Origin of the sequence: Caenibius sp. WL (genome assembly GCF_019803445.1) — a bacterium.
Classification (GTDB): Bacteria; Pseudomonadota; Alphaproteobacteria; order Sphingomonadales; family Sphingomonadaceae; genus Caenibius.
The window spans coordinates 1110186-1131313 of sequence record NZ_CP081844.1 but is presented as its reverse complement, the minus strand read 5'-3'; the positions used below and the strand labels follow the sequence as shown (position 1 = coordinate 1131313).

At 63.4% G+C, this 21128-nt stretch carries 21 protein-coding genes; 4 read left to right on the top strand and 17 right to left on the bottom strand.

Annotation, left to right across the window (positions count from 1 at the left end):
* Window positions 1-16: 16 nt before the first annotated feature.
* From K5X80_RS05320 to K5X80_RS05280, 9 genes are read right to left on the bottom strand one after another with little or no spacing between them, the layout of a single operon-like run.
* Entirely contained in the window at window positions 17-892 is an 876-nt protein-coding gene (locus K5X80_RS05320) for a VOC family protein (protein ID WP_222559807.1), read from the bottom strand.
* A gap of 12 nt (window positions 893-904) precedes the next feature.
* Entirely contained in the window at window positions 905-1846 is a 942-nt protein-coding gene (locus K5X80_RS05315; protein WP_222559806.1) for a helix-turn-helix transcriptional regulator, read from the bottom strand.
* A 43-nt stretch (window positions 1847-1889) separates the two neighbouring features.
* Window positions 1890-3059: a lipid-transfer protein gene (locus K5X80_RS05310; RefSeq protein ID WP_222559805.1), complete on the bottom strand. Its 1170-nt coding sequence runs from the start codon at window positions 3057-3059 to the stop codon at window positions 1890-1892.
* Window positions 3056-3472: a MaoC/PaaZ C-terminal domain-containing protein gene (locus K5X80_RS05305; RefSeq protein WP_222559804.1), complete on the bottom strand. Its 417-nt coding sequence runs from the start codon at window positions 3470-3472 to the stop codon at window positions 3056-3058. Before K5X80_RS05305 ends, K5X80_RS05310 begins: the two co-directional genes overlap by 4 nt.
* Entirely contained in the window at window positions 3462-4616 is a 1155-nt protein-coding gene (locus K5X80_RS05300) for an acyl-CoA dehydrogenase family protein (RefSeq protein WP_222559803.1), read from the bottom strand. The genes K5X80_RS05305 and K5X80_RS05300 overlap by 11 nt, the downstream gene beginning before the upstream one ends.
* 10 nt (window positions 4617-4626) lie before the next feature.
* Window positions 4627-5586, bottom strand: coding sequence for a bifunctional MaoC family dehydratase N-terminal/OB-fold nucleic acid binding domain-containing protein (locus tag K5X80_RS05295; protein ID WP_222559802.1), 960 nt, complete (start codon window positions 5584-5586; stop codon window positions 4627-4629).
* Window positions 5587-5602: 16 nt separating this feature from the next.
* The gene (locus K5X80_RS05290) at window positions 5603-6781 is read right to left on the bottom strand and encodes an acyl-CoA dehydrogenase family protein (RefSeq protein ID WP_222559801.1); all 1179 of its coding nucleotides are present in this window, start codon (window positions 6779-6781) and stop codon (window positions 5603-5605) included.
* A gap of 3 nt (window positions 6782-6784) precedes the next feature.
* Complete coding sequence (locus tag K5X80_RS05285; protein WP_222559800.1) at window positions 6785-8602, bottom strand: long-chain-acyl-CoA synthetase; 1818 nt, start codon at window positions 8600-8602, stop codon at window positions 6785-6787.
* Window positions 8599-9480, bottom strand: a complete 882-nt coding sequence (locus K5X80_RS05280) for an alpha/beta fold hydrolase (RefSeq protein WP_222559799.1) — start codon at window positions 9478-9480, stop codon at window positions 8599-8601. Before K5X80_RS05280 ends, K5X80_RS05285 begins: the two co-directional genes overlap by 4 nt.
* 248 nt (window positions 9481-9728) lie before the next feature.
* On the opposite strand from K5X80_RS05280, the gene K5X80_RS05275 reads away from it, so the two are divergent.
* Window positions 9729-10487, top strand: a complete 759-nt coding sequence (locus K5X80_RS05275; RefSeq protein ID WP_222559798.1) for a glucose 1-dehydrogenase — start codon at window positions 9729-9731, stop codon at window positions 10485-10487.
* Between the two features lie 57 nt (window positions 10488-10544).
* Here the strand turns inward: K5X80_RS05275 and K5X80_RS05270 are convergent, their stop codons facing one another.
* On the bottom strand, window positions 10545-12260 hold the full coding sequence (locus K5X80_RS05270) for an FAD-binding protein (protein ID WP_222559797.1): 1716 nt from the start codon (window positions 12258-12260) through the stop codon (window positions 10545-10547).
* A gap of 221 nt (window positions 12261-12481) precedes the next feature.
* Here K5X80_RS05270 and K5X80_RS05265 point away from each other — a divergent pair, with 221 nt between their 5' ends.
* Together K5X80_RS05265 and K5X80_RS05260 are read left to right on the top strand one after the other, a co-directional pair.
* Window positions 12482-13303, top strand: coding sequence for a coniferyl-alcohol dehydrogenase (locus K5X80_RS05265; RefSeq protein WP_222559796.1), 822 nt, complete (start codon window positions 12482-12484; stop codon window positions 13301-13303).
* Entirely contained in the window at window positions 13300-13686 is a 387-nt protein-coding gene (locus tag K5X80_RS05260; RefSeq protein WP_222559795.1) for a carboxymuconolactone decarboxylase family protein, read from the top strand. Before K5X80_RS05265 ends, K5X80_RS05260 begins: the two co-directional genes overlap by 4 nt.
* A 6-nt stretch (window positions 13687-13692) precedes the next feature.
* Here the strand turns inward: K5X80_RS05260 and K5X80_RS05255 are convergent, their stop codons facing one another.
* From K5X80_RS05255 to K5X80_RS05245, 3 genes are read right to left on the bottom strand one after another with little or no spacing between them, the layout of a single operon-like run.
* Complete coding sequence (locus K5X80_RS05255; protein ID WP_222559794.1) at window positions 13693-14010, bottom strand: 2Fe-2S iron-sulfur cluster-binding protein; 318 nt, start codon at window positions 14008-14010, stop codon at window positions 13693-13695.
* A 7-nt stretch (window positions 14011-14017) separates the two neighbouring features.
* Window positions 14018-15220 carry a cytochrome P450 gene (locus K5X80_RS05250; protein WP_222559793.1) on the bottom strand — a complete coding sequence of 401 codons (1203 nt, stop codon included), beginning with the start codon at window positions 15218-15220 and terminating at the stop codon, window positions 14018-14020.
* 35 nt (window positions 15221-15255) lie between these two features.
* The gene (locus K5X80_RS05245; protein WP_222559792.1) at window positions 15256-16134 is read right to left on the bottom strand and encodes a helix-turn-helix domain-containing protein; all 879 of its coding nucleotides are present in this window, start codon (window positions 16132-16134) and stop codon (window positions 15256-15258) included.
* A 288-nt stretch (window positions 16135-16422) separates the two neighbouring features.
* Here K5X80_RS05245 and K5X80_RS05240 point away from each other — a divergent pair, with 288 nt between their 5' ends.
* Window positions 16423-16944 carry a nuclear transport factor 2 family protein gene (locus K5X80_RS05240; protein ID WP_222559791.1) on the top strand — a complete coding sequence of 174 codons (522 nt, stop codon included), beginning with the start codon at window positions 16423-16425 and terminating at the stop codon, window positions 16942-16944.
* Between the two features lie 56 nt (window positions 16945-17000).
* Here the strand turns inward: K5X80_RS05240 and K5X80_RS05235 are convergent, their stop codons facing one another.
* The 4 genes from K5X80_RS05235 to K5X80_RS05220 are packed head-to-tail and all read right to left on the bottom strand — an operon-like array spanning window position 17001 to window position 20911.
* Window positions 17001-17804, bottom strand: coding sequence for an SDR family NAD(P)-dependent oxidoreductase (locus tag K5X80_RS05235; protein WP_222559790.1), 804 nt, complete (start codon window positions 17802-17804; stop codon window positions 17001-17003).
* A 34-nt stretch (window positions 17805-17838) separates the two neighbouring features.
* Window positions 17839-18609, bottom strand: a complete 771-nt coding sequence (locus K5X80_RS05230; protein WP_222559789.1) for an SDR family oxidoreductase — start codon at window positions 18607-18609, stop codon at window positions 17839-17841.
* Window positions 18606-20069: an aldehyde dehydrogenase family protein gene (locus K5X80_RS05225; protein WP_222559788.1), complete on the bottom strand. Its 1464-nt coding sequence runs from the start codon at window positions 20067-20069 to the stop codon at window positions 18606-18608. Before K5X80_RS05225 ends, K5X80_RS05230 begins: the two co-directional genes overlap by 4 nt.
* Window positions 20066-20911, bottom strand: a complete 846-nt coding sequence (locus K5X80_RS05220; RefSeq protein WP_222559787.1) for an NAD(P)-dependent oxidoreductase — start codon at window positions 20909-20911, stop codon at window positions 20066-20068. Before K5X80_RS05220 ends, K5X80_RS05225 begins: the two co-directional genes overlap by 4 nt.
* Window positions 20912-21128: the final 217 nt, after the last annotated feature.

Genomic DNA, 21128 nt, shown 5'->3' with positions numbered 1-21128 from the left:
GCCCGTTTGCGTGCCTTCACGCCACCGGACGCATCAATTCGATCCGCACCCCATCGGGATCGCCGCCTTGCTGCAATTCGATGGAGGGCGTGCGCACATGGGCTGCCGCCACGAAATGCCCGCCCTTTGCCTCCAGCGCCGGAACGGTCTTTTCCAGATCGTCATCCCAGAAGGCGATGTGGGTCAGACCATAGCGGTTAAGCGGCTGGCGTTCCCGCGAACCGAAAGAATCGGGGGCAAACACTTTCAGCAGTTCCAGCGTGTTCCCTTCCGCATCGCGGATCATCTGCGCGCGCAGCCGGATGTCCGGCACTTCGTTGATCGTGTCGAGGAAAGTCGTAGGCTCGTCGAACACGTAGTTTTCCGCCGGTGTGAAACCGAGCGCCGCGTAGTAGGCCAGCGACACGTCGATATCCGACACGCAGATACCGCTATGCGAAAAGCGCTGGGCGATACCCGGCTGATGCATCAGCTCGATCCGCACGCCATCGGGATCGGTGCAATAGATCAAAGTGATCCCACCCTCGCCATTCTGCACGCGCGTATGGTCGTACACCGTCCCGCCTGCATCGCGGATTTTCTGAGCAGCGGAATCGATATCGTCGACATAGAACGAGAGGTGGACAAGGCCGTATTGCAGCGTGGAACGCTTTTCCCGCGGGCCGGTGGCGTCGGGCTGGAGGAAACGCAGCAGTTCGATCACCGGACCACCGGGATAACGCAGCATCTTGGCCCGCAGGCGGACGCCGGACATTTCCATGGTCCGGTCCATGTCCGGCCCTTCGATCACGCCATGATCCTGATAATCCGCGAACCCCAGCGCCTCGCGATAGAACCGTTCGGATGCTTCGAGATCGCTGACGCAAATACCGCGATGGGACAATCGGATCACAGGATACCTCTCTTACTGCTGTCTTGTCTGATAGGTGGTCTGGGGCAGGTTGCCCAGTTCCTCCTTGCGCAGATCGCGCGAACGCACCAGTTCTCCGCGATAGCGGCTGGGACTTTTCCCACTCCACCGGGCAAACGCGGTAGAAAAGGCCGAGCCCGAGCGGAAGCCGAGCCGTTCCCCGATTTCGGCAATGGACAGTTCCGGATCGTCCAGCAAGGTCGTGGCGCGCTTGAGCCGCAATTCGTCCAGCTGCTGGTGAATGGTCATCCCGGTGGTTTCGTGGAAAGCCCGCGTCAGATGGCGCTTGCTCAATTCGGCCAGTGCCGCCAGTTCATCGAGAGAAGGCGGCGGGCCGTCCTCCTCAAGTCGCCGCACCACTTTGCGATAGGCTGCGCGCGATAGGCCACCGCGCAACAGGTTGCCATCAGCCGGGGTTTCCCTGAGATAGCGCACCAGTTCGACCAGCAGCAGATCGCTGAGCGCATCGAGCAGGCGGGCCGAAGCGAAACCGGGGGTTTCGATCTCGCGCGCGATCCGTAGCAGCAGATCGCGCACCACCGGGCGTTTGACATTGAGGCAGCTGTTCAGCCGGTTGCGCGACTGATCGATTTCTTCCCCCAGCAGTTCTTCCAGCTTGGGCGGGCGGAAGAAGCAGCGAATGGTGTTGGTCAGCACCCCGTCGGACCGAATGCGCAGCGGCACCCCGGCCGGGACGAACAGCGCGCGGCCGATATCCGAAAATTCCCCCGGCGCGCCCCCCATTTCGAACCGGCCGACAGCGAAGCTCTGCTTTACCTGCAGTTCGAGCGAGAGTGTGTGCAGCCGCTCGTTGAGAACGAACTCCCCCGGCTCGGGCGCAAAATGCGTCGCAAGCTGGGCAACGAGGACCGATGTCGAAACGCTGACATCGATCCGCGAGCGGTAACCGGGCGGCATTTGCGAATGCTGGTTCACGTCCCCCATCCGATCATTGCAAGAGTTGCCCCGCAGGGCCGTTTCAGTCCGCCGAAAGGATCAATCCCGATGTTGGCACGCCGGTTCCCGCCGTTACGATCACATTGCGGCAATCGCCGGGCTGGTTGACACTTTGCCCGCGCGCAAGGCGGACGCCTTCGGCCACGCCGTTCAGGCCATGGATATAGGCTTCACCCAATTGCCCGCCATTGGTGTTCACCGGCAGGCGGCCACCCCGGGCGATGTTTCCTTCACGCACGAAATCCTTCGCCTGTCCCTTCGCTGCGAAGCCGAACGCTTCGATCTGCGGCAGCACGAAAGGCGAGAAGTGATCGTAGAGCACCGCCGCCTGCACATCCGCCGGGCCGATGCCCGCCATGGCATAGAGCTGCTGCGCCACCAGATCCATTTCGGACAGCCGGGTCAGATCGGGGCGGTAATAGCTCGTCATCATCTGCTGATCGTCGCACGCGCCCTGCGCTGCTGCGCGAACGATCACCGGCGGCTGGCGCAGCTTGCGCGCCCGTTCCGCCGTGGTGACGACAATCGCCACCGCGCCATCCGATTCCTGACAGCAATCAAGCAGATGCAACGGCTCCACGATCCAGCGCGAATTCTGGTGATCGTCCAGCGTGATCGGCTGCTGGTAAAACCACGCCTGGGGATTGGTCGCGGCAAAATCGCGGAAGCCCACGGCGATGCGGCCGAAATCTTCCGATGTCGCGCCGTGTTCGTGCATATAGCGCTGCGCGGCCATCGCCACCCAGCTTGCCGGAGACATCAACCCGAACGGCACATAGTAGCCGTAGTGCGCCGCTTCCGCCGTCGGCACCGCATCGGGCGCATAGCCCGCCCCGAAGCGGTATTGCGAACGTTCGTTCATCGCGCGGTAGCACACCACCACTTCGGCCACGCCCGTGGCCACGGCCATCGCCGCGTGCAGGATCGGCGCGCAGGCAGCCCCGCCGCCATAATGGACCCGGCTGAAAAACTTGAGATTGCGCCCGCCGATATTGCGGAACAGCTCGATCTCGGGGTTGTTGTCCATCGTGTAGGTGGACATGCCATCCACTTCCGCGGGGTCGATCCCGGCATCTTCCAGCGCGGCGAGAGTCGCTTCCACCGCCAGCCGCAGTTCGCTGCGCCCGCTGTTCTTGGAAAATTCGGTGGCGCCGATTCCGGCGATGGCCGCCTTGCCAGCAAGCGCGTTCATGCCGCGTTCCTTTCAGGAAAATGGAGGGTGACTGTCGCGCCGACATGCTCGCCGATGGCGTTACGGCCCGATACCGCAACCGCGACTTCGCGCGTGGCCGGATCGACATGCGCGACCGAACCGTTGATCCGCATCACATCGCCTGCAAAATTGGGGGCGCCGAGCTTGATCTTGATACTGCGCACGCGGGCGCTCTGCCCGGCCCATGCCCCGACATAACGTTGCACCAGGCCATTGGTGGTCAGGATGTTCATGAAAATGTCCGGCACGCCGGTGGCTTGCGCCGCAGCCTTGTCATGATGGACGTTTTCATAGTCGTTGGTGGCCAGCGCCCCCGCGACGATCGCCGAAGCGGTGACGGGGAATTCCAGTTCCGGCAGCGCCGCGCCTTCCTTGATATCTTCAAACTGCATCGAAACCTCCACCAATGGCAGACAGCGGACGCGCCTTGCCTGCCGCGATATGCGCACCCAGCGCGGCCAGCATCGGCTGCGCGCCGCCAAGCGCGGATTCGACCGCTTTCGCGGCCAGGAAAAAGCGATGGATCGGATAAGTGATGTCCGCGCCCATGCCGCCGTGCAGATGCTGGGCACTGTGCGTGACCCGGTGTCCGCCGATCGCCGCCCAATACTTTGCGGCAGCGATATCGGCATCGTCGCACAGCCCCTGATCCATCAGCCAGGCGGCCCGCCACGTGGTCGAGCGCATGGCTTCCACATCGATGTAACCATCGGCCGCGCGTTGCTGCACCGCCTGCATCGAACCGATCGGACGCCCGAACTGGACCCGTTCCGCCGTATAACCCGCCGTGCGTTTGAGCGCTTCGCTGGCGATGCCGAGCTGGCTGGCACACAGCGCCACGCGCATGCGCCCCAGATGCCAGCGCAGCAGATCGCCATGGCCTTGCCCCGCATCGAGCAAGGCGTCGCCGGGCAGGTGAACGTCCTGAAGATCGAGCAGAGCCAGCGGCGTCAGATCGGTGCCGTGCTGCGCTTCGCGCCGCAAGCCAGCCGTATCGGCAGGCAGCAGGAACAGGCCCGACTCATCCGCACCATCGATGCCGGCGGATACGAGAATCGCGGATGCCTCCATGCCCCAGGGCACGGCGGTCTTGCTGCCGGTGAGGCGCCAGCCGTTGCCGTCGCGCCGGGCCAGCAGGGCCGGGCTGTCCCATGCCGCACCGATTTCTTCGCAGGCGCTCGTCAGGATGGCCTTGCCTGTCGCTGCTTCGGCAACCAGCCCATCATGCGCTGGCCCCGCCGTGGCCAGAGTCTGCGCCGCAATCAGCGTGTCGCGCAGCGGAACCGGAGCCAGCGCAGCGCCTGCCTGTTCGAGCAGGAACGCGGTTTCGATCACGCCGAAGCCGGTGCCGCCGACGCTTTCATCGAGGCCAACGCCCGTCAGCCCCGCTTCGGCCAACACGCGCCATAGCTCAGCATCATAGGGCTGGCCCGAGGCAGCGAATTTGCGCAATTGCTCGTCATCGCAGTGATCGGCAAAAATGGTGCGCGCCAGTTCGACAATCGCGTTCTGATCGCTATCGAGTGCGAATTCCATGCCACCCTCCTCAGCGCGAGGGCCGAAACGCGGGCAACAGATAGCCCGGCTCGATCTCGATGAAATCGAGGTCCAGCTTCATACCGATTGCCAGCTTGTCCGCCGGCAGATCGATACCGTTGGCGACCATGCGCACGCCTTCCTCCAGCTCCACCAGCAGCACGGGCAGCGGATAATCGAACGTAGGCAGGCGCGGCTGGTGCATCACCACGTGGCTGTAGAGCGTGGCCTTGCCCGATGCCTTCACCGTATCCCATTCGAGCGAATGGCAATGCGGGCAAGCGGGCCCCGGCGGGTGGCGCAATTCGCCGCAGCCGCTACACTTCTGGATCAGCAATTCGCGCCGGGCGATGCCTTCCCAGTAGAAAGCGTTGTCATGCGTGATCGCCGGGCGGGGGTGCGGGAAGGCCGGTTTGGCCGCGTCGTCCGCCACTGCCGGAGCCGGAGCTTGGGCCAGATTGGGCTTGAACTTGAGCACGCGGAACAGCATCCGCCCCACCGGTTCGCCGTTCTGATCGGTGAATTCATAGCGGATGGTGACGAAGTGCCCGATGCCGAGGCCGGTGCGCTTCTCTTCCGACACATCATCGACCACTGCGGTGAAGGACACCGTATCACCTTCGACCAGATAACGATCGTATTCCTGTTCGATATTGGTGGCGACGACGCCGGTGTAACCCGCGTTATCGAACAGTTCGAGAACGGGGATCGAATCGTCCTTCAGCCGCCCGCCGGGGCGGTATTGAGCCATGGTCCACACTTCCATCATCGCAGGGGGGCTGACGGGTGCAGCGAACCCTTCGGCCCGCGCCGCATCGGCATCGACGAAGATCGGATTGGTTTCGCCCATCGCTTCGCACCAGCGGCGCACCATCGGCACATTCACCGGATCGCGCGCCGTGGTCGGGCGGGTCGCCTGCTTGCCGACCCATGTCCGCGCCTGCGTATAGAGATCGCTCACATCATTCATCTGGACCACCTTTTCCTCAGCGCGGCGCACGGGGCATGCCGAGCCCCATCTGCGCCACCATATCCCGCAGCACTTCGACCGCGCCGCCGCCGAACGTATTGATCTGGCATGCGCGGTATTCGCGCTCGATCCGCCCGGAAAGCACCGCACCCGGCGATCCGGCCTGCACCAGCCCCGCTGCGCCCAGCACATCGAGCAACAGCCGCATGACCTTGATCATCCCCTCGGTACCGAACACTTTCACCGCACCCGCGAGATCCGGCCGGGTCGATCCTTCGGCCACTTCCCAGCCGACACGGTTGCCCATCGTCTCGCTCGCCACCAGCAGGGCATAAGCCTCGGCCAGCGCCATCTGCACCCATGGCAGATCGATCACCATCCGGTCCGTGCGGCCCACCGGCGTCGCTTTCGCCCATTCCACCACCCGGTCGAAATGGCCGTGCCCGGCATAGCTCAATGCCGCCAGCCCGATCCGTTCATGGTTGAGCTGTTCGGCGATCAGCCGCCAGCCGCCGTTTTCCTGCCCGATCACCATATCGGCGGGCACCATCACATCCTGATAGTAGCTGACATTGGTGCGAATGCCGCCGACCGTGACTATAGGGGAGAACGAAAAACCCGGATCGCGCGCATCGACCATCAAAATCGTTATGCCCTTGTGCGGCGGCGCGTCGGGATCGGTGCGGGTGGCGAGGAAGACATAGTCCGCCCCTTCCGCCCCGCTGGTGAAGATCTTTTGCCCGTTCACCCGGTAATGATCGCCTTCACGCACCGCCCGCGTCTTGAGCGCGGCGAGATCCGTTCCCGCGCCCGGTTCGGAATAGCCGATGGCGAAAATCAGATCGCCGCTGGCGATGCGCGGCAGGATCATTTCCTTCTGCTTATCGGTGCCCATCCGCATCAGCGCCGGGCCCACGGTGTTGACCGTAACGAAGGGATAAGGCGCGGCGGCCAGCACCAGCTCTTCCAGCAGAATCTTCTGCGTCCGGGGATCGAGCCCGCGCCCACCGTATTCCACCGGCCAGCCGGGCGTCAGCCAACCGTCGCGGCCCATCTGGCGGATGGTTTCGCGATAGAGCGGCCCGCCCTCGGCGCCCAATGTTTCGGCGCGCACTTCGTCGGTGACGAGCCGATCCAGATATGCGCGAAATTCCGCCCGGATCGCGCGCTGTTCGGGGGTATAATCGACCCGCATGGTTCAGATTTCCTCTTTCTCGAACGGGGCGATCCCCAGCCGCCCCAGCGTCTCGGGCGTGACCGGCACATATGTCCGGGCCGCCGGATCGGCCACGAAGACCGGTTCCCCCGTCAGCGCCGGATCGTATCCCTGCCGCTGCACCGCCCCTTTGCGCAGCTTGTACGTGGTGGTCATGTCCGCCGCCTGCGACAGCCGCACGAAGACCGGCACGGCATAAGATGCCAGGCGTTCTTCCGCGAAAGCGTAGAATGCAGCGGGATCGAAGCTGTGTCCTTGCTGGAATGTCAGGCTGGCCATCCCCGCCCGCCCTTCGGTATGCGGCACGCGCACGCCATAGACGTTGACCATGTCCAGCCCGGGAAAGGCCGCCAGCACGGTTTCGACTTCCTGCGTGGAGACGTTCTCGCTTTTCCAGCGGAACGTGTCGCCCACACGGTCGACGAAATAGACATAGCCATCGGCATCGACGCGGATGAGATCGCCCGATTTCACCCATGCATCGTCCGGCTTGTACAGCCCGCGCAGCAGCTTTGCATCGGTGGCCTCCTTCGAAGTGTAGCCTTCGAAGAATCCCACCCCATCGTTGCCGTGGCGGACTTCGGCCACCAGTTCGCCGACTTCGTCCGGGCCCGCCTCGACCGGGCGGCCATCCGCATCGCGCACATATTCGCCGTTTTCGACGTCCCAGCGCAGCACTTTGATGTTGGTGTATTCGGGATAGGGAATGCGTCCCACCGCGCCCACGACATTGTCGACATTGGTGATGCCGTAATTGGCTTCGGTCGAGCCCAGCCCTTCGAACACCCGCTCTATGCCGAAGCGATCGACGAAAGCATGCCAGATATCGGGCTTGAGCCCCGCACCCGCCACATTCCGCAATGTGTGATCGCGGTCATCCGGCCGCGGCGGGCTGGCCATGAGGTAGCGAACGATTTCCCCGATGTAGTAGGCGGCTGTCACTTTATGCCGGCGCACATCGGGCCAGAAGCCGGAGCGGCTGAACTTCCGCCGCAGGACGAAAGGCACGCCGAAAGCAAGGCAGGCGGATGGGACCACCATCCCGCCCGCGCCGTGATAGAGCGGCAGGACGCAGTAGAACACGCTGTCCTTGTCGAACTCCATCAGCCCGCCCATCATCTCTCCCGCGTTGAGGAAGCGCAGGTGGCTCATCTTCGCGGCCTTGGGCAGGCCGGTCGTGCCCGAAGTGAAAATCAGGTAAAGCGTATCTTCCGCTTTCAGCCCCGCGCGGCATTCGGCGGGTGGGGCTTCATCCGAAGCTGCGGCAATCAGCGCGGCGAAATCCTGCGATCTCGCGTCCGGTGTGTAATCCTGTCCCACTTCGGCATCGACGAACACCGGCATGCCCACCGGCCCATCCAGCGTATCGAGCGCGCCGAGCAGATCCGCATCGATGACCAGCGCCTTCGCGCCGACCTGCGTCAACGCATGGCGCAGCACCGCGCCCGTCGCACTGGTGTTGAGCAGCGCAGTGACGATCCCCGCTTTGGACAACCCCAGCCAGGTCAGCACATATTCGGGGCGGTTGTTCATCAGCAGGGCGACGACATCCCCCCGCTGCAACCCCTGTGCCAGCGCGGCATTGGCGATCCTGTTCGCGCGCCGGTTCGCTTCGGCAAAAGTGATCCGCTGCTCCTCGAACAGGATGAACGGCACATCCGCGCTGTCTTGCGCCCGTTCTTCCAGCCGATCGGCCACCACATAGGGCATATCCCGGGTGAACCCCATCACCCGGCTGGCCCCCTTCATGAAGCGGGCCATGGTTTCTTCACGCGTGGGGCGGGTGGATTGCCGATTCATGCAGCCCCTCCCTGCGCCGCTGCATGAGCCTGCAAGAACGGCAGAATCGCGGCGTTGAACCGCGCGTTGTCATCACCCGCAATCATGTGGCGTGCTCCCGCTATTTCGGCCTGCGCGATATGCGGCAGGGCTTGCTTGAGATGATCCATCGTTTCCCGGCTCAGCACATCGCTTTCGCCGCCGCGCACGATCAGCATCGGCGCAGTGATTCGAGCGGCGGCAGCCATCAGCCGCCGTTCCACCACATCCGGGTCCCAGCCCGATTTGCCCGCCGCCATGAACGCCGGGTCCCAGTGCCAACGATACCGGCCATCGGCATCCTGCCGCAAATTCTTGAGCAGGCCTTCGGGCCGGGTATCGCGGCGCCCATTTCGGGCATAATCCGCCACAGCAGCGGCAGCTTCTTCCAGCGTATCGAACCCGTCCAGCGTATCGCGCATGAAAGCGCCCACGCGACTGGTGCCGCGCTGTTCCATGCGCGGCGCGATATCGACCAGCACCAACCCCGCGCACGGCGCCTGCGGATCTTCCCCGCAGGCCAGCAAAGCGGACAATCCCCCAAGCGACGCCCCGACGATTACCGGCGGCGCGGGCATCATCCCGGCGAGGACCCGCACGTCCTGCGCGAAGTGGCCCAGCCCATACTGGCCATCCGGGCACCAACTGCTCTGTCCATGGCCGCGCATGTCCACGGCATGGACGGCGAACCCGCCCTTCCCACCGGCATCGGCCAGCGCCTGCGCGGTGCCTTTCCACGACCAGCGCGTTTGCCCGCCGCCATGAAGCAGGATCACCGGCGCACCATCGGGCGCGCCATAGCGATCCGCCTGAAGCGAGACACCCGGCGCAACGGGAAAGGTGATAGTTTCGACCCGCATCTCTCTGCCCGTTATGCGATAGCCTTATCGCCATCTTCTTGGAGAGCAGACTATGTCACCGCATCTGGGGCAACAAGCCGCGCCGGCCCTATGCAGCCACCTTCCGGCCATCGCCGCAATCTTGGCCTGATCGATAACATCATGCAACAGCGCTTGCCGCGTCGCGGCCCGCCTGCCACTTTGCAGGGCACGGGCAAGCTTCCTGCGGGGCGCGGGCCAGATGCATGCATGGAGAGGACCACACAAAGATGAGCAAATTCGAAGGCAAAGTCGCGATCGTGACAGGCGCGGGCGGCGGGATCGGGCGCGCCACCGCAAAGCTGTTTGCCGCGCAGGGGGCCAAAGTGGTGGTGGCCGACTATCAGGCCGATGCCGGGCAGGAAACGGTTGACCAGATCGCGGCGGCGGGCGGAACCGCCAGTTTCGTTGCCTGCGACGTATCGGTGCCCGAACAGGTCGCCGCAATGGTGCGCCATGCCGTTTCCACTTACGGTGAGCTCAACTATGCGGTGAACAACGCCGGGATCGATCCCGAATTCACGCCAGTCGCCGATTGGTCGCTCGACAAGTTCGACCGGATCATGGGCATCAACGTGCGCGGCGTGTTCCTCTGCCTGAAGGAAGAAATCGCGCAGATGCAGGGCAAGGGCGGCTCTATCGTCAATGTCGGCTCGTTTGCCTCGTTTGCGGGCGTACCCAACAAGCCGTCCTATTCCGCCAGCAAGCACGCCGTCCTGGGGCTAACCCGTTCGGCAGCGCTGCAATATGCAGGCGAAGGCATCCGCATCAATGCGGTCTGCCCGGGCGCCGTGCGGACCGCCATCCTGGATGACAATATCGGTTCGATCCCGGCTGACAACGCCGAAGAACTGGTAGCGCAAAACCATCCTATCGGCCGCATCGCCACCCCGGAGGAGATCGCCGAAACGATCCTGTGGGTCGCGGGATCGGCCAGCTACATGGTCGGCCACGGGCTGATCGTCGACGGTGGGCTCGCCGCCGGTTGACGCTTATGCGCAGCAAGGGGGCCGGTGCAAACAGCATCGGCCCCGCCTGCTCGTCTCTCAGAGGTTCGCCTTGGCGACATGGCGCGCCGCACGGCGGCCGGAATAGACGCAATCGGCATAGGACAGCCCGCTGACATAGGTCTGCGAAGCGATCCCCACCGCCGTGCGCCCGGCTGCGTAGAGCCCCGGGATCGGTTTGCCTTCGCGGTTGAGCACCAGCCCGCTTTCCTCCTCGATCCGCAGACCGCCGAAGGAAATGACCGGCAGCGGCAGGAACTTGCTCGCCACCGAAATGTCCATGGCGTAGAATGGCCCCTGCTCCAGCGGTTTCATATCCGCCGGGTCTTTCTCGAACGGATCGTCCACTCCCCCGCGCGCCGCGCGGTTGTAAGTGTCGATGGTTGCTTTCAACGTCGCGGCATCGAAACCGAGCTTTTGCGCCAGCGCTTCGACAGTGGGCGCCTTCTGATAATTGAAAATCAGGTTGAGTAGCGTCACATCTCGCTGGAACGGCACCAGCACCGGGTCCATCGCCTGTTTGAAAGCCGCCTTGCGCGCTGCCGCATCGTAAACCACGTAGGCGACACCGCCCTGATGATCGCCGATATGTTCGCCCAGCGTGGCGCCGTAGACGGTTTCATCGATGAAGCGTTCGCCCCTGCGATTGACGACAATGGCATTGGCCCATGCCTTGGGCGGGTTGATGAAGCGCCATGCGCTGATCTTGCCCATCAATGCGGTCTGCCCGCCCACCGACTTGCCGAGATAAATGCCCGCACCCTGATCGCCCAGCGTGCCGTTGGGCATGCCCTTGGCATAATCGGGTGCATGCTCTTCCACCATTTTCGGATTCATGATGAAGCCGCCGGTGCTGAGCAACACCCCTTCGCGGGCGCGAATCCAGCGGGTTTCCCGTCCATGTGCTTCGATCGCCATGGCTTTTTTCAAGTAGTGATTGCCGATGCCGATGGTGATCGCCGCGAACGGTAAGGCAGGCGGCAGCATGGCGAGGAACTTGTCCGCCCGCGCGATATACTGGCTGAACTTGCGTGCATCGGCGCTGTCCTTGGGGATCGAGAGGATCTTGACCCCGACCACCCGGCCGGTGCTGTCCACCGCCAGTTGCCGCGCTTCCGAATGGCGATGGAACACAAGGCCCTGCTTCAACGCGGAATCACGCAGCGGATCGTAAATCGCCGCGCCCAATCCCCACGCCTTCTTGCCGTTGCGCACGAATGCACGGTGGCCGCGCGCGGCAGGTTTCGCCCGCTTGCGATAGCTCGATACCAGCGTGTTGTCCGGATGGTAGAGGAACTTGTCGAGCGGCGGATAAGAGGCTTTCTCTTTCCACACGCTGCCCTGCAACTTGCCGCCGTGCTCCAGAATCCAGTCGATCGTCGGCACGCTTTCCGCCACGAATTTGCGCAAGGTGGCATCGGAAACGACATCGCCCGCTTCGATCTTGAGATACTTGTACATCTCCTCGGGCGTGTCTTCCTCCCCCGCCTCCTTCTGGATCACGGTGCCGCCCCCGGCATAGAACACACCGCCATTGGCCGCGGTCGATCCGCCACCTTCATAGCGATCCACAGCGATCACACTGACGCCACGCTCCACCGCTTCCAGCGCCGCCGCGACACCTGCCCCACCCAGCCCGACGACGACCAGATCGGCCGTTTCGTCCCAGGCATGGCTATCGGGATCGGCAATCACCAGCGGATCTTCGATCTGGAGCCCAAGTTCTCGCGCTTTTGCCGCAACCGACATCGTCATCTTTCTCCTATCGCGCCATCGCTGGCGCGCACTACCAAGTCTCGACACATCGCGGACAACCGCCACTCCCACCCGGTTAGGTTACTCCGCGCATGGGGGGCAACGGAGGATGCCGCGATATCCCGCTAAATGTCCATATCGCCAAAGCCTCCACGCGCACTCCCGCTTGAATCGGCCCCTGCTTGCGATACGTTCGGCCAAACAATCGGGAGAGAGTAGTTATGGACCTGTGGTCATACGAAGGGAAACGCTGCCTCGTCGTCGGCTGCCATTCCGGTATCGGTGAAGCGACCGCACGCGAACTGATCCGCCTGGGTGGTGAAGTGCACGGGTTCGACATCAAGCCTTCGCCGGTGGACCTCGCCTCCTTCACCCTTTGCGATCTGCGCAGCCGGGCGGATATCGACGCCGCGCTGGCCGGGATCGATGGACCGATCGACGCGCTGTTCTATTGCGCGGGCTTGCCGCAGACTTTCCCCGGCATCGAAGTGGTGCAGGTCAATTTCCTCAGCGCGCGCTATCTCGTCGAACAGACTCTGCCCAAAATGCGGCGCGGCGGGGCGGTGGCCATCATCGCGTCCACGGCGGGCAATGGCTATGTCCTGCGCCTGCCCACGGTAACCGAACTCGTCCAGACGCCCGATTACGACACCGGTCTCGCCTGGGCGGAACAGCATCTGCCCGAACTGGGCGATCCCTACGCCTTTGCCAAGGAAGCGGCGATCGTGTGGGGCATGCGGCGCGCGCAAACGCTGATCGGGCAGGGCATCCGCCTCAATCTGCTGAGCCCCGGCCCGACCCAGTCCGGCATGACCAAGGATTTCGAAGCCGTATCCAGCCCGGCGATTATCGACGTCTATACCGCACCGATCAACCGCCGCTCCTCCTCAGCGGAGCAGGCCTATCCGCTGATCTTCCTCAATTCGGACGGCGCAAGCTACGTCAACGGCACCAATTTCATTGCCGATGGCGGCTTCACCGCAGGCATGGCCATGGGCATGATCGATCTCGATTCCCTGCTGCAGAAGGCCGCTTCTGCATGAGCGGGGAAGAGGATCGCACCGCCCGGGGCGAAGCCCTGTTCGACGCTGTCTATGGCGGCGTTGTCCCCCTACCCCCGCGCGAAAGCCGAGGTGCCTATGTCCAGAACACGATTGACCATCTGTTCGGTGAAGTCTGGACCCGCGATGTGCTGACCATTGCCCAGCGCCGCCTGCTGATCCTTGGCGCGGTGATTGCCCTGGGCGAAACCGATATCGCCGAAATCCAGATTCGCGCCGCTCTGGCAAAGGGGGAATTGACTGTCGAACAGGTGGAGGAAATCCGCGTATTCATGGTCAACTATGTCGGCCACCCCCGGATGGCGGGCTTCTCGGCCGCACTGGGCCGCGCCCTTGCTGCGCATCGAGGGACATCGGGCGAATAGCCGGGGTTACTCGGCCTCCGCGACCGTCACCACCAGCCCGTCGAGCGCGTCGGTCACCATGACCTGGCACCCCAGGCGGCTATTCGCCCGGCGCTTGTCCAGCCCTTCCACCATATCCTGCTCCTCCCCGCTCGGCGCGGGGAGGCGGTCGGCCCATTCCTCGTCCACATAGACATGACAGGTGGCGCAGGAACAGATGCCGCCGCAGAGCCCGACAATACCGGGCACATCGTTGCACAGCGCCACTTCCATCAGCGTCATATCGGCGAAGGCATCGACAGTGATCGGATCGCCCGATGCGGGGCGATAGGTTACCTTGGGCATGCGGCGGTCACTTTTCCTTGGGGGTGAAAGTCAGGATTTCGCGGGTCAGCCCGCGCACATTGGGCGAATGCATCCGTTCCAGCGTGGTTTCATCGACAGTGAATTCGCCCAGCGCGGCAAAGATTTCCTCCATTGCCACACGGGCTTCCAGCCGAGCCAGCGCCGCGCCAAGGCAGGCATGCAATCCGCCGCCGAAGCCCAGGTGATCGCGCGGATTGCGCCGCACGTCGTATTCTTCCGCCCGTTCGAACTTGCGTTCGTCCCGGTTGGCGCTGGTGAACAGCAACGCGACTTTGGCATGGGCCGGGATCGTCACCCCATGCAGAGTGACATCGCGGGTGGTGGTTCGCGCCATCATCTGCGTGGGGCCGTCGAACCGCATGGTTTCTTCCACCGTGGATTCGATCAGCGTAGGATCGGCGCGCAGCAGCGCCGCCTGATCTGGATGCCTGTGCAATTGATAGCAGATGTTGCCGATCAGCTTGGTCGTGGTCTCGTTTCCGGCGATGGACAGGATGTAGATATAGCCGATCAGTTCCTCGTGCGTCAGCTTGCCAGCCGCCTGCGCATCCATCAGCGAAGCGACGATATCTTCCCGCCGGGCGCCGCGTGCCCGCTCCGCGATATCGGCGTTGAAATATTCATAGAGCGCAAGCGTCGCCCGCATCCCTTCGTCGGGCATGGCGAACACGCCTTCATCGCGATGCACCACGGTATCGGTCAGATTGCGCAGTCGATCCTCATCCTCGCGCGGAAAGCCCAGCAGTTTGCAGATGATCGCCATCGGCAGCTTGGCTGCGAAATCGCCGATAATGTCGATCCGCCCATCGGCCAGATGCGGGGCGAGCAATTCGCGCGCCATGGTCCGCACCGCCTGTTCCAGCGGGGCGACCTTGGCCGGGGTGAACATGCCCGCGATGAGATGCCGCATGCGGCTGTGCACCGGCGGATCGGTATTGATGAGCAGTTGGACCTGCGCTTTCAGGCTTTCCAGCGTCGTTCCCTGCGCGCTGGAGAAAGTCTTGAAATCGCGCACCGCCGCGCTGCAATCCTCGTAACGCGACAGAACATAGAAATCGAATTTCGCGTTGTGATAGACGGGTGCCTCATCCCGCAGCCGCCGGTAAGTGGGATAGGGATCGTCATGCAGGCTGTAATCGAACGGATCGTAAAGCGGGCGGTCGCGATCGGAAACGGCCAGACCTGTCATGCTATCTTTCTCCCAGTCTGCGGTTCTTTCACCCGTCAGTGCGCCGCCCTGCTTTTCGCCGAACGTCCCACCCGCCGGCGGTAATCCTGCGGCGTTTCCCCGGCGAGCTTGCGGAAAGCGACCGAAAGACTGCTGGCGCAGGAAAAGCCCAGGCGATAGGCGATATCCTTCACCAGCAGATCGGTATCAGCAAGCAGCGCCCGCGCCTTTTCGAACCGTACCTGTTCGATATAGGCATAGACCGTCATGCCGGTGGATTCCTTGAAACTGCGCGTCAGATGGCGCAAGCTGACCCCGGCGAGATCGCTGAGTTCGGACAAGGACGGGCAACGCGTGCCGCCTTCCACCGCTTCGGTGATGATCCGCATATGGCGGCGCGACAGCCCGCCGCGATAGACGATATCGCCCTTGGGGAATTCGCGGACATAGCGTGCGAACTGGATCAGCAGCGTCATCCCCAGCGATTCGACCAGCGCATTGCTGGCGAAACCGGGGGCACGCAATTCGTTGCCCAGAATACCGAGAATATCCTCGATCCCGCGATGGCGGAAATTGAGCAGCGACGACAACACATTGCCGTCGAAGATATGGCCGTCACCGCCATATTCCTCCAGCACTTCCTGCGTGAACATGCAGCGTACCACCTCATCCGGGCGTTCCAGCGTGCACACTTCCAGCGGCACTTCCGCCGGCAGCACCAGCAGGCGGCCGATGCTTTGGAAATCGGGGCGCACGTTCGGCACGCGATAGCGGCCCTGGCAAGTGTAGGACGGCTGCCGATGCTGCAGCGCGACCACGTGCATCGGTTCGCGGAACACTTCGCCCGGCTTCGTTTCTTCAGGGTGCCTGATCAGTTCCGCAACCACATGTGCGGTGTCGACCCTGACCAGACTTTCATGTCTGGCAAAATCCATCACACATCCTAACCCGATTTTGTTTGACGGCTATTCTTATGCCGCCCGGAGAAGCGGTGTCGAGATCAAATGGCGCGTGCAGTCGCTGCCCGTGCCCGCTATCCGGCCAGATAGCAGCAGACGATGGCCATATTTCGAAAGTGCGGCCATTTTCTCAAGCGGGAAGGCTTGGCATCCACCGCGAAGCGGCATGAAAATCCCCTGCCCCTGCCGCGTTCCATGCGCACCACGGTGGATTTCTCACCGACGCAGCGTATGAGCGGAGCGGGAAACAAGGAGATGACAAGAATGAGCGTTGACCTGAACGATCTCGCACGGCGTGTCCAGGCGATGGAAGACCTTGCGGCGATCACCGATGTCAAGGTCCGGTATCTGCGCGCCTGCGACCGCAAACAGCCCGCCGAAGTGCGCAAGTGTTTCACCGACGACGCCACGATCGATTTCGAAGGCTTCCCGGTGTTCGACAATCCGGAAGACTTCGTCGCGCTTTACACGCAGTTCGGTTGCGTGCCGCATGTGCTGGACATGCATCACATGCAGAACCCGATCATCACGCTGACCGGGCCGGACACCGCCACCGGCCTGTTCGATCTCTATTTCTTCCAGATCGACAAGCAGGCCCGCACGCTGATCCAACTCGCCACCGCTTATGAGGACACGTTCCGCAAAGTGAACGGCGAATGGCTGCTCTCCAGCAGCAAATCGCGCCGCCTCTCGTTCCTGATGGACGAAGTGAGCGAAGAAGGCGTGCGCAAGGTCGTGGGCCTCGGCGAACAGACGCAAACCGCTTTCGGTCAATCCGCCCAATAACGCCCGCGCAAGGCCGCGCACTGCGATAGCTGCGCGGCCCTGCGGAAAGGCATGCTCTACAGACTGAAGCCGCCGTCGAGGCGGATGCTCTGCCCCGTGATATAGCTTGCCTGATCGGAAGCGAGGAAAGCGAACAGGTTTCCTGCTTCCAGCATGGTGGCCGGGCGGCGCAGGCGGGTCTGCGTATCCAGTTGGCGGATCAACGCGATAACGTGGCTGCGCCCCGGCTCGGGCAAGCCCTCCATCTGCGCGATCTGCTCCTCTGCGGTGGCATCGAACACCCACGAAACCGGCACCGCATTGCAGCGGATGCCCGCATCCGCTTCCTCCGCCGCGATCTGACGCACCAGAGCCTCCACTGTCCCTTTGGAGACGGGCGATACGCCATCGTAATCGACCACGCGGAAATTGGCGATGGTAGTGCAGGCGGTGAGCGAGCCGCCCCCGCTTTTCCGCATGGCCGCCACACAGCGCGAAAACAGGCGGAATGCGCCCATTGCATCTTCGGCGATGAACCGCTCCAGCGCCGCCTCGTCCACATCGGCGATCTTGGCGAAAGGCATCAGCGGCCCGCCGGCGGAGATCACGGTGTGCATACGCCCGCCACCCACTTCCTCCGCCTTTGCGATAGCCGCATCGATGCTGGCCCCGTCGGTCAAAGACATCGGCACGGCATGAACAGCATGTCCGGCCCCGCACAGCTCCCTTTCCAATGCTTGCGCCCGGTCCGCGCTGCGGTTGTACGTAAAGACCACCGGCACCCCGGCTTCGACCAGCCGCCGCATCGTCCCTTCGCCGACACGGCCTGTCCCGCCAGCAATCAACGCAGCCCCTTCGGGATATGTCAGGCAGAGAGGCATTGGCGCCCCTCCCCATTCAGGCCGAAGCGTGTGTTCATTCCCCCTCCAGTGTCTTCGGGAGTTGCCCGACCGGGCGGAGCATCGTGACTTCGAATGTCACATTGTTCGGCAGATCGAACATATGGGCGATTTCTTCCCCCACCACTTCCACCGGCATCATGCCGTTCCAGTACGGCCCTTGGTCGAGCCAGTCGGCATAGGCGGCCTGCACCGCTTCCGGTGCCCATGCACGGCCGAAACCGGTGCTGGTATCGCCCGGAATGAAGCAGGTGACAGCAATATTGTCCTTCTGCACTTCGTGGCGCAGTTGTTCGGTGAAATATTCCAGCCCCGCCTTGGTCGCGCCATAGATCGAAAGGTGCCCGAACGAACCCGGCGCCCGCGTGGTGGCGGAGGAGATATTGACGATCCGCCCACCGCCGCGCTGGCGCAGATAGGGAATCACCGCCCGCGCGGCGAAGATCGGGGCGAGAAAGTTGACCGCCGTCTGCTCACGCACTTGCGCTTCGTCGAGCTTCTCGATCGCGTTGGGATAGGCGACACCGGCGTTGTTGACGATACCATCGATCCCGCCGAAACGCTCCGCCGTCTGACGTAGCGCCTCGGCGATCTGCGCCGGGTCGGTCACCTCCGCCGCGATCGGCAGCACATCGCCGCCCAGCGCCTGCGCCGCTTCTTCCACCGCTTCGCGTCCGCGTGCGAGGATCGCCACTTTCGCCCCGCGCCGGACCAGCCCCGCCGCCGCATGGAAACCCATGTTGCGCGCACCGCCCGTCACCAGCACGACTTTGCCTTCAGCGCTCATGCCCCTTGCGCCTCCACCGCCACGGTCTTGGTTTCCAGGTACTCCTCGAACCCTTCCACGCCCATTTCGCGGCCGATCCCGCTCTGCTTGTAACCGCCGAACGGGGCATCGGCGCCGAACATGTTGGCACTGTTGATGTTGAGCGATCCGGTTCGGATGCGCCGCGCCACTGCCAGCGCGCGGTCGGGATCGGACGACTGCACCGCACCGCCAAGGCCATAGACGGAATCGTTTGCGATCCGCACCGCATCGTCATCCCCATCGTGGGGGATGGCGACAAGGACGGGGCCGAAAATCTCCTCCTGCGCGATACGCATGTCGTTCGTCACATCGGCGAACAGCGTCGGGCGGATGTAATAGCCATCCATGCCTTCGGCCACGCCGCCGGTTACCAGCCGGGCCCCTTCGTCCTGCCCCAGCTTGATGTAGCCCGCCACCCGCTCGAACTGCGCCTTGGAGACGACCGGTCCCATGAACTGTTGCGGATTGGCCGGATCGCCGAATGGCATCGCCTCGTACATCTGGCGGATGATTGCCACCGCTTCCTCATACCGCGCACGCGGCAGGAGAATGCGGGTCGGCAGCGAACAGCCCTGCCCGGCATGGAAACAGACGGTCATCGCGCCATAAAGCGCATCGGGGAATTGCGCATCGTCGAGCACGATATTGGCCGATTTTCCGCCCAGTTCCAGAAACACCCGCTTCAGCGTGGCGGAAGCCGCCGCCATGATCCGCTTGCCGACCGCGGTGGAACCGGTGAAGGAAATCACATCGACGCGCGGGTCCCGCACCAATTGTTCGCCCAGTGCCGATTTGTCCGCACTCGTCACCACATTGAGCACACCCCTGGGCAGGCCGATGGCAGCCGCCGCTTCGCCTATCATCATCGCCGACCATGGCGTATCAGGGGCGGGTTTCAGCACCACGGTGCAACCTGCGGCCAACGCTGCCGTCAGCTTCGCCAGATTGATCTGCACCGGCATGTTCCACGGCGTGATCGCGCCGACCACACCAGCCGCTTCCTTGAACACCAGGCGGCGGCTGGGCACGCCCATGGTCGTACTGATTCCGATATCGCGCTCGAATCTGTAATTGCGCGCCAGATCGATAGTCCATTTCATCATTTCGACCGGCACGGCGAGGCCGACCGAATCGACCACCGCCAGCGTCGCCCCGGTTTCCGCCGATATCCGCTCCCGATAGGCGGGGATCAGGTCGGCGAGCCTGGCCTGTAACCGGTCCATCCATTGCATGCGAACAGCATGATCGTGCGCCCAGTCGCTCTCATCGAACGCCCGGCGGGCCGCGGCGATGGCGGCTTCCATATCTTCCGCACCGGCATCGGCTGCCCGGCCCACGGGGCGGCCTGCGGTCGGGGCGACATTGTCGTACATCCGCCCCTGTCCGCCCGGGCGGAGTGCGCCATCAATGTAAAGCAGGGAATCGGCAAACCCGGTCATGACTGCAAACCCTCCATCACAATTCGTTCGAAATGCGCGCGAACATGGGTGGTCACTTCTATCGTCGTGCCCGTTTCCGCAGCCGCTTCTCCGGCGAGTTCCAGATCCTTGCTGCCGAGTGCGATCAGCGCCTTCTGCGTCGCCATGAAAGCCTCGCCACCGATCTGCGCCGGACCGGTACGGCGAAAGGCAATATATTGGCGCATCGCCGGGGTGAGATTGCCGTTGTTGGTCATCACCCCGGTGAGCATATCGGGATCGAGATCGAGCGCTTCGGCCAGCCGATAAGCTTCCAGGGCTGCGCTCAATTCGATGTAGGTCACCAGATTGTTGCACAGCTTCAACGCCATGCCGCTGCCGGTTTCTCCGGCATGGATGATATCGGAACAATAGGTGTCCAGCATAGGGCGCGCTTTGGCGATCAATGCGGCGTCCCCGCCGGCCAGCCCCGTCAGCGTCCCCTTGGCCGCACCATCCGCGCCGCCGGAAACCGCCACATCGATCACGCTCACCCCGTGATCGGCCGCGCGAGCGGCCAGATCGACCACGGTGGACGGGCGCACCGTGCTGTGGACTGCGATGATCCCTGTCCGCATGGTGCGCAACAGGCCCTGTTGGCCGTCCACCACCGCACGGATATCGGCATCGTCGCGCACGCAGACACCAACCAGTTCAGCCATTTCCCCCACGGCGGCCGGGCTGGATGCGAGGGTCGCCACGCCTTCGAACCCCGTCATCGCCGCGGACACGGCATCGTGCACGATGGTTTGCGGGGCAGCCGCAGCCAGACGGTGCGCCATGGGGGCGCCGATATTGCCCAGTCCTATGAAAGCCGTGCGCAAGAGCCGTTCCCTCCCGATTACGAAACGCGCCCGCCTGCAGGTCTTGTCCGTTTCTCTACCCATCCGGGTGCGTTCCGTTCGGCCACGCCCGGCTGCGCTATTCATCAACGCCCGTGATGCGCTGTCAACCGGTGTGATGCGATCGTTATGGCCACATTGGCCTGTCCCGCCATGATCCATGCATACACGGCCGTTGCAGCAGCAATGCAAAAGGGGG

Excerpts from the sequence above, each read along its gene's own strand:
- K5X80_RS05245 (WP_222559792.1), bottom strand. The coding sequence starts at position 16,134 with ATGGATTTTGCCAGACATGAAAGTCTGGTCAGGGTCGACACCGCACAT.
- K5X80_RS05260 (WP_222559795.1), top strand. The coding sequence starts at position 13,300 with ATGAGCGGGGAAGAGGATCGCACCGCCCGGGGCGAAGCCCTGTTCGAC.
- K5X80_RS05230 (WP_222559789.1), bottom strand. The coding sequence starts at position 18,609 with ATGAGCGCTGAAGGCAAAGTCGTGCTGGTGACGGGCGGTGCGCGCAAC.
- K5X80_RS05280 (WP_222559799.1), bottom strand. The coding sequence starts at position 9,480 with ATGCGGGTCGAAACTATCACCTTTCCCGTTGCGCCGGGTGTCTCGCTT.
- K5X80_RS05300 (WP_222559803.1), bottom strand. The coding sequence starts at position 4,616 with ATGGAATTCGCACTCGATAGCGATCAGAACGCGATTGTCGAACTGGCG.
- K5X80_RS05265 (WP_222559796.1), top strand. The coding sequence starts at position 12,482 with ATGGACCTGTGGTCATACGAAGGGAAACGCTGCCTCGTCGTCGGCTGC.
- K5X80_RS05290 (WP_222559801.1), bottom strand. The coding sequence starts at position 6,781 with ATGCGGGTCGATTATACCCCCGAACAGCGCGCGATCCGGGCGGAATTT.
- K5X80_RS05285 (WP_222559800.1), bottom strand. The coding sequence starts at position 8,602 with ATGAATCGGCAATCCACCCGCCCCACGCGTGAAGAAACCATGGCCCGC.
- K5X80_RS05235 (WP_222559790.1), bottom strand. The coding sequence starts at position 17,804 with ATGCCTCTCTGCCTGACATATCCCGAAGGGGCTGCGTTGATTGCTGGC.
- K5X80_RS05250 (WP_222559793.1), bottom strand. The coding sequence starts at position 15,220 with ATGACAGGTCTGGCCGTTTCCGATCGCGACCGCCCGCTTTACGATCCG.
- K5X80_RS05270 (WP_222559797.1), bottom strand. The coding sequence starts at position 12,260 with ATGACGATGTCGGTTGCGGCAAAAGCGCGAGAACTTGGGCTCCAGATC.
- K5X80_RS05225 (WP_222559788.1), bottom strand. The coding sequence starts at position 20,069 with ATGACCGGGTTTGCCGATTCCCTGCTTTACATTGATGGCGCACTCCGC.
- K5X80_RS05255 (WP_222559794.1), bottom strand. The coding sequence starts at position 14,010 with ATGCCCAAGGTAACCTATCGCCCCGCATCGGGCGATCCGATCACTGTC.
- K5X80_RS05275 (WP_222559798.1), top strand. The coding sequence starts at position 9,729 with ATGAGCAAATTCGAAGGCAAAGTCGCGATCGTGACAGGCGCGGGCGGC.
- K5X80_RS05240 (WP_222559791.1), top strand. The coding sequence starts at position 16,423 with ATGAGCGTTGACCTGAACGATCTCGCACGGCGTGTCCAGGCGATGGAA.
- K5X80_RS05295 (WP_222559802.1), bottom strand. The coding sequence starts at position 5,586 with ATGAATGATGTGAGCGATCTCTATACGCAGGCGCGGACATGGGTCGGC.
- K5X80_RS05310 (WP_222559805.1), bottom strand. The coding sequence starts at position 3,059 with ATGAACGCGCTTGCTGGCAAGGCGGCCATCGCCGGAATCGGCGCCACC.
- K5X80_RS05305 (WP_222559804.1), bottom strand. The coding sequence starts at position 3,472 with ATGCAGTTTGAAGATATCAAGGAAGGCGCGGCGCTGCCGGAACTGGAA.